Genomic DNA, 14,522 nt, shown 5'->3' on the forward strand with positions numbered 1-14,522 from the left:
CGTGCGTACGTACGGCAACCCCGTCGTCGCCGGGTTCCACCCGGACCCCAGCGTGTGCCGGGTCGGCGAGGACTACTACCTGGTGTGCTCCAGCTTCGAGTATTTCCCGGGCGTGCCGATCTTCCACAGCCGCGACCTCGTGCACTGGCGCCAGATCGGCAACGTCCTCGACCGGCCCTCGCAACTGAGCCTGCCGCCGGACGTGTCCGCCTCCGGCGGCATCTACGCGCCCACCATCCGCCACCACGACGGGCGCTTCTATGTGATCACCACCAACGTGAGAGCCGGCGGCAACTTCATCGTCACCGCCGAACGCCCCGAAGGCCCCTGGTCCGAGCCGGTCTGGATCGACCTGCCCGGCATCGACCCCGACCTGACCTGGGACGAGGACGGCGCCTGCTGGTGCGCCTTCTCCGGCACGCAGGTGGCGCGCGTCGATCCGGCCGAGGGCAAGATGCTGGAGGGGCCGTACCAGGTCTGGTCCGGCACCGGCGGGAAATATCCGGAAGCGCCGCACCTCTACCAGGTGGACGGCTGGTGGTACCTGCTCATGTCCGAGGGCGGCACCGAGCGCGGCCACGCCGTCTCGATCGCCCGCGCCCGCTCGCCGCGCGGCCCGTTCGAGCCCGGTCCGGTCAACCCGATCCTGACGCACCGCGGCACCGACCGGCCCATCCAGAGCACCGGCCACGCCGACCTCGTGCAGGCCGCCGACGGGACCTGGTGGATGGTCCTGCTCGGCACCCGCCCGCGCGGCTACACCCCCGAGTACCAGGTGCTGGGGCGGGAGACGTTCCTCACGCCCGTACGGTGGGAGGACGGCTGGCCGGTCGTGGGCCCCGTCGAAGAACGTCACCCGGCGCCCGCCGCCTGGCACCCGCTCCCGCCCGAGCCCTCCCGCGACGACTTCGACGAGCCTTCGCCACGGCCCTGCTGGATCTCGCCGCGCGGCCGCCCGGACGGCTCCTGGTCGCTGACCGAGCGGCCCGGCCGGCTGACCCTGCACGCCACCGGCCCGACCCTCGACCGCCCCGGCCACACCTTCATCGGCCGCCGCCAGCAGCACCACGACTGCCGCGTCACCGCCTTGCTGGAGCCGGGCGCGGGCACGGCCGGGGTGTCGGTCCGGATGGACGAGGCCCACCACTACGACCTGGAGGTCCAAGGGGGGCTGGTGCGGGTGGTCGCGCGCATCGGCCCGCTCCGGCAGTGCCTGGCCGAGCGTCCGGTGCCGCCTGGGCCGCTCACGCTCGCTCTCGACATCCGCACCCGCGACATCCTGCCGCCGTCCGTCATCTCACCGGCCGGCGAGCCGGTGGGGGTGGACGGCCGAGGGCCGGACACCATCGCCTTCTCGGCGGACGGCACGCTCCTGGCGGAGCTGGACGGGCGCTACCTGTCCACCGAGGTGGCCACGGGGTTCACGGGGCGGGTGATCGGGATGTACGTGACGGAGGGGAGCGCGAGCTTCGACTGGTTCGACTACCAACCCGCCGACCACTGACCGGCCCGCCCGTCCTCCGGGAGGAGCGGCTTCGGGCGTGATGGGCGGCGGAGGCGGGCGGCCTCCGCTCCCCGGAGGACGGCAACCCCGTGCGGCGGCCCTTCATCTCCCCCCGGAAGGACGGCAATCCCTGCGGCGGGACAGGAGTTTAAGGTGCTTCCCTTATTAAGGCAGTCGCCTTAGGGTTGAGGGCGACTCGTCAACGACAATGGGGGCGTCATGACCGAAACCATGCCCGATTACCCCTTCCCGCGCACGACCGCACTGGAGCCGCCGAAGGAGTGGGCCGAGCTGCAGGACCGCTGCCCCGTGGCCCACGTACGCCTGCCCAGCGGCGACGCCGCCACGCTGCTGACCCGCTACGACGACGTCCGCGCGCTGCTCACCGACACCAGCTTCCAGCGAGGAGGCGAGGGCGCGGCGCGGGTGTCCACGACGGACGACGGCGGGATCTTCTCCCGCAGCAGCACCACGCGCATGCGGGAGGGCGAGGACCACCTGCGGTGGCGGCGACTGCTCAGCAAGTCCTTCACCATCCGCAAGATGGAGTCCTGGCGCCCCCGGGTGCAGCAGATGACCGACGAGCTCATCGACGACCTGCTCAAGTCCGGCTCGCCCGCCAACCTGTCCGTCCAGCTGGGCCTGCCGCTGCCGGTGCGGGTCATCTGCGCCCTCGTCGGCGCCCCCAGCGAGGACCAGGACAAGTTCGCGCACTGGTCCCAGGTCATGCTGACGCTGACGCGCTACACGCAGGAGGAGGTCATGAAGACGTACGAGGAGTTCGGCGCGTACACCTCCGCCCTCGTCGAGGAGAAGCGGACGGACCCCGGTGACGACCTGCTCAGCGAGCTGACCCAGATCTCCGACAGCGAGGACGGCCGGCTCAGCCACGAAGAGCTGATCACCACCGTGATGGCGCTGCTGCTGGCCGGGCACGAGACCACGTCCAACATGATCGCCATTATGGCCGCGATGCTGCTCGCTGAGCCGGAGCGCTACCAGGCGGTCGTCGACGACCCGGAGCTGATCCCCGGCACCGTCGAGGAGGTGCTGCGGCTGGACAGCACGCTGAGCGTGGTCGGCTTCCCCAGGGTCGCCACCCAGGACTCCGAGTTCGCCGGCACCGCGGTGCCCGTGGGCAGCACCGTCATCCCTTGCCGGCCCGCGGCCAACCGGGACCCGCGCAAGTTCGCCGATCCGGACGCGTTCGACCCGCGCAGGGACAACGCCAATCAGCACCTGACGTTCGGCGCGGGCCCGCACTACTGCCTCGGCCAGCCGCTGGCCAGGCTGGAGCTGCAGGTCGTGCTCAGCACGCTCGCCCGCAGGCTGCCCACCCTGCGCCTGCGCGACAGCGCCGACGAGCTGAAGCTGCGCACCGGGCTGCTGTCGGGCGGGCTCCAGGACGTGTGGGTCACATGGTGAGCTCGCGATGACCGTCCAGGCGTCCGCGCGCGCGGTGACCGCCAGGAGCGCGATCATGCGCGCGGCGGAACGCCTGTACGCCACCGAAGGCTTCGCCGGGGTGTCGATCCGGCAGATCGGCGAAGCCGCCGGGCAGCGCAACAAGTCCGCGGTGCAGTATCACTTCACCTCCCGTGACGAACTCGTCAAGGCCATCCTGGCCGAGCACGCCGAGGCCATGGAGGTGCACCGGCTGGCGATGATGAGCCGGCTCGGCGATCCCGGGGAGATGTCGCCGCGCGACCGGATCCGCTGCGTCGTCCTGCCCCACATCGAACGCCACGTCGAGCTGGGCGTCCCCTCCTGGTACGGCCGTTTCCTCGCCCAGGTCGTCGTCGAGCCCGCGCTGCGCGAGTACGCCGTCAGCGTCCACCTGGAGCGGCCGTCCCTGCGCCGCCTGTACGACGCCACGCGGGAGCCGGGCGAGCCCGATCCCGGCCGGGCCGCGCGGCGGGAGGCCATGACCCGCGTGCTCATCGTGCACATGTGCGCCGAACTGGAACGCGACCTGGCCGCAGGCGACACCATCGCATTGGGACGAGATCTGGCCGCCGGTCACGCCACCGCCGCGTCCGCCGCGACGGCCTGGCGGCGGCTGGGCGACGACCTCGTCACGGCCGTCTGCGGCCTCCTCGGCGCTCTCCGATCCGACCCGCGCTGACCCCCGACCCGCGCTGACCCCCGACCTGCGCTGACCCCGACCTGCGCTGACCCCGACCTGCGCTGACCCCGATCCAAGGCTGACCACCGTCCGGCGCTGACCAGCGGGCAAGGGCTGACCGCCGCCCAGGGTTGACCGCCGGGCAAGGCCGGGCGGCGCGCTTGTCCGTGACTTGGCCGCGGGTTGGGCGCGGCTCGGCGGGCGTCCAAGAAGTCGCGAAGTCCGCGACAAGTGCGTCTGCCTAACGTTGCCCCGTGGACGCCCAGCAGGGCATCCGGACCCCCGCCGGGCGGCGGGGTGATCATCCGTCTTCACCCGGGAGGGGCCGCAGATGCCAGGCGAGACTTTCATCCTCACCGCGGACGGGAACGCGCGTGCCGAGCGGGTGGCCGTGCTGCTCGAACCCCGCTGGGCCGAGATCGCCGACGGCCGGACGGCGCCGCGCGGGAACCCGTACCTCAGGGGCCTGATGTCCGCGCTGCTGTGGGCGGCGCTGGCCGTGCTCGGATCGGTCATGTACGTGTTCGGCTGGGTGCTGTTCGGCGGCGGTGGCGCGTGAGAGGGCAGGTCACGGAGCTGGGCTCGTAATGAGCTAGTGTGCTATGGAATCAGTAGCACGCCCGGTTCCGGGTGGTACCGGGAGGTAGGCTGGTCACCATGGCTGAACACGTCTCCGAGACCGTCGCGACGGACGGGAGCCCGCATGGCATCTCGTGCGACGTGCAGTTCGTCGACGTGTTCAAGGTGCTCGGCAAGCGCTGGAACGGCATGATCCTCGTCGCGCTGATGCAGCGGCCCGCGCGCTTCGGCGAGCTGGCCAAGTCGATCTCCGGGATCACCGACGGCATCCTGTCCGATCGCCTGCGGGAGCTGATGGCGGCGAGCCTCGTCGAGCGCCAGCTGGCCGACGGCCCCGCCACGGCGGTCCTCTACCGGCTCACGCCCATCGGCGAGGACCTGCGCGACGCCTTCCAGGAGCTGCACGCCTGGGCCGCCCGCAACAACATCCACGAGCAGTGCGCCCCCTGATCGGCGGGCTTCACCGCCGGGCGAGGTCGATGAGCTCGGCGTAGAGGGAGAGCGTCTCGTCGATGCCCGGCTCGCTCTTGGGGCTGCGGCCGGACGTGGCGAACAGGACGTGGTCCACGCCGGTGCCTTCGAGCCCGGCCAGGTCGTCGGCGATCTGGCGCGGCGAGCCGCCCAGGAACGGCCGGTCGTCACCCATCGGCTCGGCGGTGATCGGCACGTTGGCCCTGGCGACCATGGTGACCGACTCCGGGTCGCGGCCGAACTCCTCGACCGCCGCCCGGAAGGCCTTGCCGAGGCCGAGCAGCGCGTCACGCGAGAGGGCCACAGGATTGAGCCCGTCGGCGATGCGGGCGGCCCGCCGTACCCCGCCCGGCGTCATCGCGCCCAGCAGGATCGGCACCCGCGCCTGCACCGGCTTGGGGTTGATCTCCGACTCGGCGATCCGGGTGAACTTCCCGTCGTACGAGACGGGGTCCGGCCCCCAGCAGGCCCGCATGGCGGCGACGACCTCGTCCATGCCGGGCCCGATCCGGCTCATCGGCACCCCGGCCGCCTCGAACTCCTGCGGCATCCACCCCTGGCCGAGCCCGGCGACGACCCGCCCGCCACTGAACCGGTCGAGGGTGGCGAAGCGCTTGGCCAGCACGGCGGCCGGGTGCAGCAGAGCGTCGATGATGCTGGTGCCGAGCTTGACGCGTGAGGTGAGCGCGGCCACGTAGCTCAGCGTCTCCAGCGGCTCGTAGGTCTGCCGGTAGACCTCGGGCACGGGCTGCGGCTCCCCGCCGCCCATCGAGACGGGCGCGACGGGCCGCAGCAGCCTCTCGTAGGTCCACACCGAGTCGTACCCGAGTCGTTCGGCCTCGCGTGCGACGCGGGCGATGTTCTCCGGGCCGGCCAGCGGGCCTGACGTGGGCAGGGCGATACCTAGTTCCATGCTCGGAGCGTACTATATTTTTCGTAGTTTGCTAGGCAAGGGTGAGTAAACTGCGGGACCAGTAGTCTCCGGGGTGAGCCGCCGCTGGGCGCGGATCCATTCCGCCGGTCTCGGGCGCCGCGCCATGGGCCCCGACTTTCGATCGCCCGACCAGGATGTTCCGCCCCGGCATTGACCGCGAGGGCGGCGTGTCATACCTTCCCTACCGAAATGTTCGATTTCTGCCCGAAATTTTCGGGAGGCCAGATCTATGGGTAGGGCGCTGAAGTTGGCCATCGTCGCGGTTCTGGGACTCGCCATGGGCACTGCCGGGGTGGCCGACGGGGCGGCGACGCCCGGTGGGCACTGGGTCACCACGTGGACGGCGATGCCGCAGCTCACCGAGCCGGGCAACCTGCCGCCCGCGCCGTACACGCAGGAGAACCTGGTCCTGGCCGACAGCACCGTACGGCAGACCCTGCGGGTGTCGGTCGGCGGGCAGCGGTTCCGGCTGCGCCTGTCCAACGCGTTCGGCGGCGCGTCGCTGCCCGTCACCCGCGTCACCGTGGCGCTCCCGGGCGGCGGGAAGGCCGGGGTGAGCGCGATCCGGCCGGAGACCGTACGACCGGTGACGTTCTTCGGCCGGCCCTCGGCGGTCGTGCCGGTCGGGGCGCAGGTCGTGTCCGACCCGCTCGACCTCACGCTGGCCGCGGGCACCGTACTGACCGTGACCCTCTACCTGGCCGACGGTCAGGCCTCCACCGACGTCACCTCGCACCCCGGCTCCCGGACCACCTCCTACCTCGCCAGGGGCAACCAGGCCGACGCGGCGGACCTCACCGGCGCCACCCCCGTCGACCACTGGTACTTCCTCAGCGGCCTCGAGGTCTGGGCCAAGCCCGCCACCGCGACGCTGGCCCTGGTCGGCGACTCGCTGACCGACGGCAGGGGCTCCACCACCAACCAGAACAACCGCTGGCCCGACCAGCTCTTCGATCGCCTGCAGGCCGACCGCCGCACCACGGGCGTCGCCTTCGCCAACCAGGCGGCGGGCGGCAACCGCGTGCTCAACGACGGCCTGGGCCCCAACGTCCTGGCCCGCCTCGACCGCGACGTGCTCGCGCAGAGCGGCGTGAAGTGGCTGATCCTCTTCGAGGGCGTCAACGACATCGGCACCGCGGACGCCACCCAGGAGGCCCAGAAGAGGATCGCCGACGAGCTGATCGCCGCCTACGACCAGATCGTCGCGCGCGCTCACGCGCAGGACATTCAGGTGTACGGGGCCACGATCACGCCCTTCGGCGGCAGTTTCTACGACGACGCCCAGGGCTGCCGCGAGGCGGCCCGGCAGACGGTCAACGACTGGATCCGCACGAGTGGCGCGTTCGACGCGGTGATCGACTTCGACCGGGCGCTGCGGGACCCGGCCGATCCCCGGCGGATGCTCGCGACCTTCGACGTGGGCGACCATCTGCACCTGAACCCGACGGGCTACAAGGCGCTCGCGGACGCGGTGCCCGCGCGGTTGCTGCACCGGTAGCGCCCCCGGGGGTTCCCCGACCCGCCGCACCCGTGTGGAGGGAGGCGGGGGTCAGTCCCAGGGTTGCCGGTAGGACGGCTGGTAGGCGTGCAGGCGCAGGCGCAGGGTGAGGGTGACGGTGGTGCCGGCGGGCAGCTCCACCGTGAGGTGCGGGCCGTTCACCGGGGTCTCGGTGACCGACCGCACCGGCTCGTGGTGGACGTACTCGGTGTCGTGGCCGGTCCAGCCCGGCTCGGCGGCCGTGGCCGTGACGCCGGCGATCTCGTGCTCCCCGAACGCCCCCGCCTGCACGACCAGCACGCGGTCGGCGGTGGCGGAGAGGTTGACGAGCGTGACCACCGTGGCCTCGGGCTCGATCGAGCTGACCAGCGCCGCCACCTGCTCGGGCACGCCGGGACGGCGGCGTACGGCGTCGAAGTAGCGGACCCTGGCCTGCTGCAGGCCCCCGTTGTAGATGACCTGCGGCCCGCCCCACATGAGCTGCGTGAGGGCCTCGGTCACCACGGGGTTGACGTTCTGCCAGAGGTGGATGTCCGACTCGGGCAGGTCGCGGTCGGCGTTGTCGAGCAGCAGGGCGATGCGGCGGCGGGCCTGGGCGTGCGCGGCGGCGAGGATCCGCTCGGGATAGCCGGGGTTGTCGCCGCACAGGTACGCGTACCAGGGCTCCTCGTGCCCGGCCTCCTCCTTGTCGCGGAACGGCCGCACCGTGGCCCAGTCGTAGCCGGTCGCGGCGCGCAGCGCGTCCAGGCGGGCGCGGTCCTCCGGGGCGCCGGTGTGGTGCCAGAGCGCGAGCGGCACCGAGGTCTGGACCGGGTTGTAGTCGAACCAGCCCTTGTCGCTGTGCCGGTAGGGGACCAGCAGCGTCGGCACGTCCACGTCGGAGCCGAGGTGGGCGCGCCAGCGGCCCTGGTTGGCCGAGTCGCTCTGGCTGAACGGCAGCTTCACGCCCCTGGCGATGACCGCGTCCAGCAGCGACCTGACGAGGTCCAGGTAGCCGTCGTCGCGGGTGGCCAGGGCGGCGCTGAGGGCGCCGACGGCCGTCGCCTGGCCGATGCTGTACATGCCGTGCGGCCAGGTCCAGCCGTAGTGGCCGCCGTACCAGCGTCCGTCGAGCAGGCTGCCGACCACGCCGTCGAGGCCGACGTTGTCGGGGACGACGCCGCCGTTCTCCTCGGCCCGGCGCCGCCAGGCTCCGACGTACTCGCGCAGCCAGGCGGCGTACCGCTCGTCTCCCGAGACGAGGTAGGCGTTGCAGACCAGGCCGGCCACGCTGAGGTTGCCGACCGCGTCGCCCCGGCCGAGGCGGCGCTGCATCTCGGCGCCCAGGCGGGGGTCCTCGGCGAGCGGCGGCACGGGCTCGCCGTCGGGGACGAGCCAGTCCAGCGGGTAGCCGTACTGCGCCGCCTCCGCCGCGGTCCACGGGTACGCGGGCGAGCCGGACACCCCTCCCCGCGCCCCCCGGCTGCCGTTGTGCGGGGCCTTGATGACGTGGTGCGCCGGGTCGTAGTTGCCCTTGGCCGGATCGAGGTAGAGGTCGGCGAACCTGGTCGCCCGCCCGGCCCAGGCCGCCGGGTCGGCGGCGGTCAGGAAGTACGTGAACAGCAGGCTCTCGCCCTGGTGGAACCAGTCATAGCCGATCTCGAACTCGTCGGCGAACATGCCCAGCTCGGTCATCTGCCCGACGACGCCGTGCCAGTGCCGGGCGCTGCCGTCGAGCAGGTCGTCCGCGCCGCCCAGCAGGTAGAGCTGCGGCCAGTTGAAGAACGGCTCGAAGAAGTCGTCCGCGCCGTCGCGGGAGGACAGCCGGCCGGAGTACCGCAGCGAGCCGTCCGGCCTGGTGTAGCGGTCGGAGAACAGCCGCCACCCGCTGTCCAGCAGGTCGAGCAGGGCACGCTGGGCCAGCGCCCACGCCGGGGGGTCGAGGACGGGGACGCTGGCTTTCACGACGGTCATGTAACTCCTAGGAGAGGCGGTCATCCCTTGGTCGCGCCGGCGGTCAGCCCGGCGACCAGGAAGCGCTGGGAGAAGAGGAACACCAGCAGCACGGGAGCGATGGACAGCAGGGTCGCCAGGACGAGCTCGGGCGGCTGCACCTCGGCGTTGGCGCCGACGACGGGGTTGAACGTGGGGGTCGCGGCCAGCATCTGCGTGAGCCCGACCTGCATGGGGTAGTTGTCGCTGTCCGGCAGCATCACGTACGGCAGGAAGAAGTTGTTCCAGTTCGTCACGAAGCTGAAGAACGCGACCAGCGCGACCACCGGCTTGGCCAGCGGCAGCGCCACCCGCAGGAACGTCGCGCGCTCCCCGCACCCGTCCAGCCGCGCCGCGTCGAGCAGCTCGCCGGGGACGCTGGTGGAGAAGTAGATGTACGTCAGGTAGACGCCGAACGGGAAGAACGACATCGGCAGCACGACCGAGGCCGCCTGGTTGACCAGGCCGACGTAGCTGAGCTCCAGGAAGATCGGCAGCACCAGCGCGGTCCCCGGCATGAGCATCACGACCAGCGTGACGATCAGCAGCAGCCGCCGGCCGGTGAAGCTCATGAGCGCCATCGCGTAGCCGGCGGGGATGCTGACCAGCAGGGTCAGCGCCACGGAGAACGCCGCGTACGTGACGGAGTTGCCCATCCAGGTCAGCACGGCGCCGTCCTGGAAGGACATGAGGTGCTGCCAGTTGGTGACGAGCGAGCCGAGCGAGCCCGGTGACAGCGGGTTCCCGTGGATCAGGTCGGCCGGGCTCTTGGTCGAGGCGAGCACCAGCCACAGCATGGGGAGGACGAAGAACACCGCGAAGACCAGCAGGAACGCGATGACGAGCACTTTCGCGACAGCCCGCGCGGGGTCAGTCCGTGTCAAAGAGACCTCCCCGCGCGACGAACAGCCCGGCGCAGCACAGCGCCACGATGAGCAGGTCGACGGCGATCGCCGCGGAGCCGTTGAAGTCGTTCTGGTTGAAGGCGTACAGGTACGCGAGCTGGTTGATCGAGTAGTCGTTGCCCACCACGCCGAAGCTGGCCTGGGAGATGAGCTGCGGCTCGACGAAGAGCTGCGTGCCCGCCGCCAGGGACAGGATCAGCATGTAGACGATCCACTTGCGCAGCATCGGCAGCTGCACCCGCAGCGCGATCTTCACCGGCCCGGCGCCGTCCACCCGGGCGGCCTCCATGAGCTGGTGGGGGATCGTGTTCAGCGCGCCGTACATGACCACGATCCAGCCGCCCGCGCCGGTCCAGAACGCGATCAGGGTGAAGATCCACGGCAGGTGACCCGGCGAGATCACCTGCACGAAGGTCTCGCCCCAGAGCGCGCGGACGAGGTCGTCCACCGGGCTCACGGACGGGTCCAGCATGAACAGCCAGAGCAGCACGCTCGACGCGCCGGCCAGCGCGCCGGGGACGTAGTAGACGAACCGCAGCGCGGCCCGCGACCAGCCCGCGGTGAGCCGGTGGACCAGCAGCGCGAGCAGCAGGACCAGCACGGTCAGGGTGACCAGCCAGAGCACGAGGTAGGTCGCCACGTGCTCGACGGCGGCCAGGAACCGGAAGTCCTGCGCGGTCCTGACGAAGTTGGCGAAACCGGTGAAGACTCCCCGGGCATCGGTGAAGGCCAGATTGAGCGCGTACACCGTGGGCACGATGCCGAACGCGACCAGCAGCACCACGTACCCGGAGACGAAGACGTGCCCGGCGGAGAGCCGCAGTCTCGATCCGGTCACTTGGTGACCTGGTAGCCGAAGACCTGGGCCTGCTGCTCGATGGCCGTCTGCCATTCCGGCAGCAGCGACTCGACCGTCTTGCCCGCGGTCTGCCCGGGGATGACGGTCTTGGCCCAGACCGCCTCCTGGCTGAACTCGGGGGAGCCCCAGCCGGGCCACACCTGCCCGGCCGCGGCCGAGATCGGGCCGGCGAGGTCGCCGGCGTAGTAGCCGCTGTCCTGCTGCTTCTTGATCCACTTGGTCGCGGCGGGCGCGTACGCGGGATAGCCGGGGGAGAGCTCGACCTGGTACGCGTCGGCCGTCGCGACCCAGCCGATGAAGTCCTTGGCCGCGTCGAGGCGCGCGCTGTGCCGCGACAGCCACCAGGTGCCGCCGCCGACGTTGCCGGTCACCGGCGTGCTCTGGTCGGACCAGCGCAGGGCGTCACCCACGGCCAGCTCGCCCTTCGGGGTCTTGAGCGTGCCCTGGAAGACCGCGCCGCCGTACCACGCCGGGCCGGGCAGCATGAGCACCTTGTCGCCCTGGCTCTTGGCGAACTCGGGGCCGAACAGGGACAGCATCGACATGGTCTTGTTCGCGACGAGCTTGTCCATCATCTTCGCGGTGCGCACGCACTTGGGGTCGGTGGCCTTGACGGTGATCGCCTTGGGCCCGGTGACCTGGTTGGCCGGGCACTCGCCGCCCCACATGTAGATCTCCGGCGCCCACGCGTCACCGGCCGTGCCGATGATGTAGCCGGGGTGCTCGGCGGCCACCTTCTCGCCCAGCGCCTGGTACTCCTCCCAGGTGGTGGGCAACGTGTAGCCGAACTTGTCGAGCAGCTTCTTGTTGTACCAGAGCACCACCTGGGCCAGGTCGTTGCGCAGGCAGTAGACCGTGCCGTCCACGGTGCACACGTCGAGCGCGCCCTTGGCGAAGCCGCTCAGCGTGGCGTCGTCGAGCAGGCCCTTGTTGAGCGGGGCGACGAACGCGTTGTCGCCCTGCGAGGCCCAGGACGCGGTGTTGTTGTCCGTGGTGAACACGACGTCCGGCCAGCCCTCGCCGGCCCGGTCGAACAGCTGCACCTTGGTCTTGAGCGTGTTGGAGCCGTTGGCGTTGCCGTCGTAGGTGACGATGTCCAGCTGCACGTCGGGGTGCGCCTTCTGGTACGCCTTCGCGGCGTCGAGCCGGGTGGAGTCCACCCACACCAGGAGCTTGCCGGCCTTCTGCTCGGCGGCGGCGAAGCCGTACTGCGATCCGGCGGAGCCGGTCGGCTTCGCCTGGGTCGGGGCGTTCGGGGGAGCGCAGGCCGCGACGGCGAGCAGGGCCGCTGCCGCGGTGACCGCCAGGTGGGTGCGTCGTCTCATGGGGCTTCCTTCGGACAAGGCGGCTTGAGGTACGTAAACGCCGTGTTTCAGGATATGACATCATACGTGTGACGTATTCACAATGCCCTACACTGAAGGGCGTTCAGGCGGACGGGAGGATGCGTTGACTCAGCACGCGACTACGGGGCCGTGGGATTCGACGCGGGACGCGCAGCCGCCCGAGCGGGCGGGCAAGCGGCCACCGCGCCGGGTCCGCGGGGCCAAGCTGGGCACCACCGTGGTCGAGCAGCTGGTCGACGACATCGTGCGCGGGGCGCTGCCGCCCGGCGCGGCGCTCCCGCCGGAGGCCGACCTCTGCGAGGAGTTCGGGGTCAGCCGGACGGTGATCCGCGAGTCGGTCAAGGTGATCCAGGAGAAGGGCCTGGTCAGGATCGAGCACGGCCGCGGCACCCAGGTCACCGACCCCCGGCAGTGGAACCTGCTCGACGACGTCGTGCTCACCGCCGTCATCGCGCACGACGAGAACGTGACGTTCCTGGACGAGCTGGTGTCCGTGCGCACCGCGCTGGAGGCCGAGATGGCCGCGGCCGCCGCCCTGGCGCGCACCCCCGACGACGAGGAGCGCATCGGGGCCGAGCTGGCCGTCATGCGCGCCAACCTCGCCTCCACGCCCGACTTCGCCGCCGCCGACGTGCGCTTCCACGACATGATCATGGCCGCGTCGCGCAACCGGCTGGGGCGGGCCATCGTCAACAGCATCCACGACAAGGCCCGTACGAGCATGCTCTACCACGGCGAGTACAACGAGGCGGTGATGCGCCAGACGCTGGCCGAGCACCAGGCCATCAAGGACGCGATCGCGGCCGGCGACCAGGAGGGGGCGGCGGCCGCGATGCGCAGGCACATCACCGATTCCTGGAACCGCCGCCGCCCGTAATAAGCCCCGTAATAGGCCCTGACGCCATAGATCCGCGGGTCCGGCTCCATCTGGACGGGTGAGACCAGAGGAGAGCCTTTTGCACCCCGACCAGCAGCGAGATTTCACCGAGTTCGTCGCCACGCGCTCGGACAGCCTGATCAGGCTCGCGTACGTGCTGACCAACGACCAGCACGCGGCCGAGGACCTGCTGCAGACGGCCCTGGCGAAGACCGCCGGACACTGGCGCCGGATCCGGGACAACCCGGAGGCGTACGTGCGCCGCGTCATGTACCACGAACAGGTCGGACGGTGGCGAAGTCCGCGCTGGGGCCGCGAACGCGTGGTCGAGGCGCCTCCCGACCGGGCCACGGGCGACCGGACCGGCGAGGTCGACACCCGCCTCACCCTGGATCAGGCGCTGCGCGTCCTGCCGCCGCGCAAGAGGGCCGTCCTGGTGCTGCGCTACTACGAGGACCTGCCGGAGTCCGAGGTCGCCAAGATCATGCGCTGCTCGGTGGGGACCGTGCGCAGCCAGACCCACCAAGCCGTCGCCCGGCTGCGCGAGCTGGTCGGCGAGAACGTCACCCTGGAGGCCTGAGATGACCATCGACGAACAGCGGATCGCCGCGGAGTTCCGGCGGATGGCCGCCGAGGCCAGGCCCGTGGACGCCCTCGCGCACGCCCGGCGGGCGCGGACCGGCGCGCTGCGGCGCCGGCGCGCGACGTGGTCGCTCGCCGGGCTCGCGGTGGCCGCCTCCCTGGTCACTGCGGTGATCGTCGTGCTTCCCTCCGGCGATTCCGGCCCGGACACCGCGGCGGAGGTCGCCCGGCTGCCGGAGAACACCCCCGAGCAGTTGCAGGTCGTACGCGAGTGCATGCCCAACGGCGGTCCCGTCCACAACATGGACGGCAACCTGCGCCTCCCCGAGCAGGGCTCGGTGGAGGACTTCCGGGTGCTGGCCGAATACCGGGACAAGAAGGGCATGACCGCTCTGGTCGGCAGCATCGCCGGCTTCGTCCTGTGCACCCCGACCACGCAGAAGGACATGGCGGAGCGGGCGGTCTTCACGTACTGGGGGTTCAAGCCGCCCGGGGATCTGACCGGCTTCCAGGGGGATCTCCAGGTGGACGCGTACACCTCGCACACGCATTCGTACGCGACGGGGCCGCAGCGGGTCCAGCACGACGACACGTACCGGGTCGTCGTCGGCCGGGTCACCTCGGGCGTGCGCCGGGTGGAGATCGACTGGGCGGACGGGCGGCGCACCGACGCGCGGCTGGCGGGCGGCTTCTTCATCGCCCGGGTGCCGGGGAAGCCGGTGCCGGATCCCGAGGACAAGTCGGCCGAGATCCTGGACTCCCCGCCGGTCACGGTCACCGCGTACGGCTCGCAGGACCAGGTGCTGGGGCGGCAGAAGGACGTGAAGTTCGGCCCCCTGGGCTAGGGGAGCGGCTACTGAGATCGCCGGCG

The 14,522-nt window shown here is 71.3% G+C and carries 14 protein-coding genes; 9 read left to right on the plus strand and 5 right to left on the minus strand.

Features of this window, described 5'->3' with window-relative positions; translation table 11 throughout:
• Nucleotide 1: 1 nt before the first annotated feature.
• The 5 genes from AB0L65_RS40535 (at nt 2) to AB0L65_RS40555 (ending at nt 4,658) form a co-directional block, all read left to right on the plus strand.
• Nucleotides 2-1,504 (plus strand): glycoside hydrolase family 43 protein, encoded by a 1,503-nt coding sequence (locus AB0L65_RS40535; protein WP_364257104.1) that lies wholly within the window; start codon nt 2-4, stop codon nt 1,502-1,504.
• Nucleotides 1,505-1,723: 219 nt separating this feature from the next.
• The gene (locus AB0L65_RS40540) at nt 1,724-2,929 is read left to right on the plus strand and encodes a cytochrome P450 (RefSeq protein WP_364257107.1); all 1,206 of its coding nucleotides are present in this window, start codon (nt 1,724-1,726) and stop codon (nt 2,927-2,929) included.
• A 7-nt stretch (nt 2,930-2,936) separates the two neighbouring features.
• Nucleotides 2,937-3,629 (plus strand): helix-turn-helix domain-containing protein, encoded by a 693-nt coding sequence (locus AB0L65_RS40545; protein ID WP_364257110.1) that lies wholly within the window; start codon nt 2,937-2,939, stop codon nt 3,627-3,629.
• A 331-nt stretch (nt 3,630-3,960) separates the two neighbouring features.
• Nucleotides 3,961-4,188 (plus strand): hypothetical protein, encoded by a 228-nt coding sequence (locus AB0L65_RS40550; RefSeq protein ID WP_364257113.1) that lies wholly within the window; start codon nt 3,961-3,963, stop codon nt 4,186-4,188.
• A gap of 98 nt (nt 4,189-4,286) precedes the next feature.
• Nucleotides 4,287-4,658 carry a helix-turn-helix domain-containing protein gene (locus AB0L65_RS40555; RefSeq protein ID WP_364257116.1) on the plus strand — a complete coding sequence of 124 codons (372 nt, stop codon included), beginning with the start codon at nt 4,287-4,289 and terminating at the stop codon, nt 4,656-4,658.
• 10 nt (nt 4,659-4,668) lie between these two features.
• On the opposite strand, the gene AB0L65_RS40560 is transcribed toward AB0L65_RS40555, so the two are convergent.
• Complete coding sequence (locus tag AB0L65_RS40560; protein WP_364257119.1) at nt 4,669-5,592, minus strand: TIGR03619 family F420-dependent LLM class oxidoreductase; 924 nt, start codon at nt 5,590-5,592, stop codon at nt 4,669-4,671.
• Nucleotides 5,593-5,842: 250 nt separating this feature from the next.
• Here AB0L65_RS40560 and AB0L65_RS40565 point away from each other — a divergent pair, with 250 nt between their 5' ends.
• Nucleotides 5,843-7,111, plus strand: coding sequence for an SGNH/GDSL hydrolase family protein (locus AB0L65_RS40565; protein ID WP_364257122.1), 1,269 nt, complete (start codon nt 5,843-5,845; stop codon nt 7,109-7,111).
• Between the two features lie 51 nt (nt 7,112-7,162).
• Here AB0L65_RS40565 and AB0L65_RS40570 read toward each other — a convergent pair whose 3' ends face one another.
• The 4 genes from AB0L65_RS40570 to AB0L65_RS40585 are packed head-to-tail and all read right to left on the minus strand — an operon-like array spanning nt 7,163 to nt 12,171.
• The gene (locus AB0L65_RS40570) at nt 7,163-9,064 is read right to left on the minus strand and encodes a hypothetical protein (RefSeq protein ID WP_364257125.1); all 1,902 of its coding nucleotides are present in this window, start codon (nt 9,062-9,064) and stop codon (nt 7,163-7,165) included.
• 20 nt (nt 9,065-9,084) lie between these two features.
• Nucleotides 9,085-9,966, minus strand: coding sequence for a carbohydrate ABC transporter permease (locus AB0L65_RS40575; protein ID WP_364257128.1), 882 nt, complete (start codon nt 9,964-9,966; stop codon nt 9,085-9,087).
• Complete coding sequence (locus tag AB0L65_RS40580) at nt 9,953-10,825, minus strand: sugar ABC transporter permease (RefSeq protein ID WP_350740925.1); 873 nt, start codon at nt 10,823-10,825, stop codon at nt 9,953-9,955. The genes AB0L65_RS40575 and AB0L65_RS40580 overlap by 14 nt, the downstream gene beginning before the upstream one ends.
• Nucleotides 10,822-12,171, minus strand: a complete 1,350-nt coding sequence (locus AB0L65_RS40585) for an extracellular solute-binding protein (protein ID WP_364257131.1) — start codon at nt 12,169-12,171, stop codon at nt 10,822-10,824. Before AB0L65_RS40585 ends, AB0L65_RS40580 begins: the two co-directional genes overlap by 4 nt.
• Before the next feature lie 124 nt (nt 12,172-12,295).
• On the opposite strand from AB0L65_RS40585, the gene AB0L65_RS40590 reads away from it, so the two are divergent.
• From AB0L65_RS40590 to AB0L65_RS40600, 3 genes are all read left to right on the plus strand, one after another.
• Nucleotides 12,296-13,069 (plus strand): FadR/GntR family transcriptional regulator, encoded by a 774-nt coding sequence (locus AB0L65_RS40590; protein ID WP_364257134.1) that lies wholly within the window; start codon nt 12,296-12,298, stop codon nt 13,067-13,069.
• A gap of 79 nt (nt 13,070-13,148) precedes the next feature.
• Nucleotides 13,149-13,649 (plus strand): SigE family RNA polymerase sigma factor, encoded by a 501-nt coding sequence (locus tag AB0L65_RS40595; RefSeq protein ID WP_364257137.1) that lies wholly within the window; start codon nt 13,149-13,151, stop codon nt 13,647-13,649.
• Nucleotide 13,650: 1 nt separating this feature from the next.
• Nucleotides 13,651-14,496, plus strand: a complete 846-nt coding sequence (locus AB0L65_RS40600; RefSeq protein WP_364257140.1) for a hypothetical protein — start codon at nt 13,651-13,653, stop codon at nt 14,494-14,496.
• Nucleotides 14,497-14,522: the final 26 nt, after the last annotated feature.

Source organism: Nonomuraea sp. NPDC052116 (genome assembly GCF_040680035.1).
Lineage (GTDB): Bacteria > Actinomycetota > Actinomycetes > Streptosporangiales > Streptosporangiaceae > Nonomuraea > Nonomuraea angiospora_A.